Consider the following 1,579-nt stretch of genomic DNA (forward strand, 5'->3'; position numbering starts at 1 on the left):
GCCCGGCACCCCACCAGCACCGACGCAGATCCTCCAGCACAACCCCGCACGCCGGCGGTTCTCCGATGTCGTCGCGGAACACCAGAAATGGTTGTTCCTCATCAACCCCAACGATCACTACGCGGCACTGCGGGAACAGCCCGGCAACCCCGGCTCGCTCTACGACCACCAGCTGTCTCCCGGGTTCCAGGAGTCGATGCTCGCGGCGATCGACGCCGTGCTCGACGGCGATCTCGTCCAGATATCCACTCTGGACTGGAACAACTACGCCGAGCTGCACCGGCTCGTGACCTCACGGACCACCGGCAACTACGAGATGACCGGGATCGGCGACGGAAGGACAGCCTTCGGGATCTACTATTCCACCCCGGCCGCGGACATGCTCGACGAGCAGGTCCTGAACAGGCGGATGATCATGTCCGCCGAGGACCATCCAGCGGCTGTCGACGCGGGCGAGCCCGAGCCGCTGACCCTGTACGAGGAAGCAGGCGGCCTTCCGCAGGTGCGCACCATGTACTCGGCGGACGACACACCGACACTGGTCAACGCCATGTTCGACAACTTCCGCACGGACATCGACAGAGCCCAGACAGACGCAGACCGCCTACGCGCGATCGGCCGACTCGTACGGAACCTGCACGTCTACCACGCCTTCACCGACGGCAACCGCCGACTCAACATCTTCATACTGCTGCCCCGCCTGCTGCTCGAATACGGCTTCCGGCCGATCATCGACCACAGACTGCAGCCCATGTTCAAAGGCGGATTCAGCCTCGACGAGATCGTCGAGATACTGACCTCCGCGCAACAAACCAACCTCGACGACTACCTCGCCCAGTACGAGTTCGTCACACCTGGCACGGCTTATGGCCTCGGCGGGCAGCGATCCGACGACATTGACACTGACAGCGACTCGTATGTCGGCAATCCGTTTGCGGATCGTCCCGGTAGCTCCTCTCATGGCCTCGGCGGGCAGCGATCCGACGACATTGACACTGACAGCGACTCGTATGTCGGCAATCCGTTTGCGGATCGTCCCGGTAGCTCCTCTCATGGCCTCGGCGGGCAGCGATCCGACGACATTGACACTGACAGCGACTCGTATGTCGGCAATCCGTTTGCGGATCGTCCCGGTAGCTCCTCTCATGGCCTCGGCGGGCAGCGATCCGACGACATTGACACTGACAGCGACTCGTATGTCGGCAATCCGTTTGCGGATCGTCCCGGTAGCTCCTCTCATGGCCTCGGCGGGCAGCGATCCGACGACATTGACACTGACAGCGACTCGTATGTCGGCAATCCGTTTGCGGATCGTCCCGGTAGCTCCTCTCATGGCCTCGGCGGGCAGCGATCCGACGACATTGACACTGACAGCGACTCGTATGTCGGCAATCCGTTTGCGGATCGTCCCGGTAGCTCCTCTCATGGCCTCGGCGGGCAGCGATCCGACGACATTGACACTGACAGCGACTCGTATGTCGGCAATCCGTTTGCGGATCGTCCCGGTAGCTCCTCTGCGCCGACGGCGGAGCATCCTGAACCTTCGTTGAGCTCCCCGACCGGCGCTTTGCCTGTGCGG

3 protein-coding genes are annotated in these 1,579 nt (G+C 62.8%); all 3 read right to left on the bottom strand.

Annotated features, from left to right (window positions below):
* Positions 1-280, bottom strand: a 280-nt coding sequence (locus tag LFM09_RS46430; protein ID WP_414103051.1) for a hypothetical protein, incomplete at its 3' end; no start/stop codon positions are given.
* Between the two features lie 77 nt (positions 281-357).
* On the bottom strand, positions 358-576 hold the full coding sequence (locus tag LFM09_RS46435) for a hypothetical protein (protein ID WP_414103052.1): 219 nt from the start codon (positions 574-576) through the stop codon (positions 358-360).
* Between the two features lie 28 nt (positions 577-604).
* Positions 605-1,534 carry a hypothetical protein gene (locus LFM09_RS46440; RefSeq protein ID WP_414103053.1) on the bottom strand — a complete coding sequence of 310 codons (930 nt, stop codon included), beginning with the start codon at positions 1,532-1,534 and terminating at the stop codon, positions 605-607.
* Between the last annotated feature and the right edge of the window lie 45 nt (positions 1,535-1,579).

Origin of the sequence: Lentzea alba, assembly GCF_047445655.1 — a bacterium.
GTDB lineage: Bacteria > Actinomycetota > Actinomycetes > Mycobacteriales > Pseudonocardiaceae > Lentzea > Lentzea alba_A.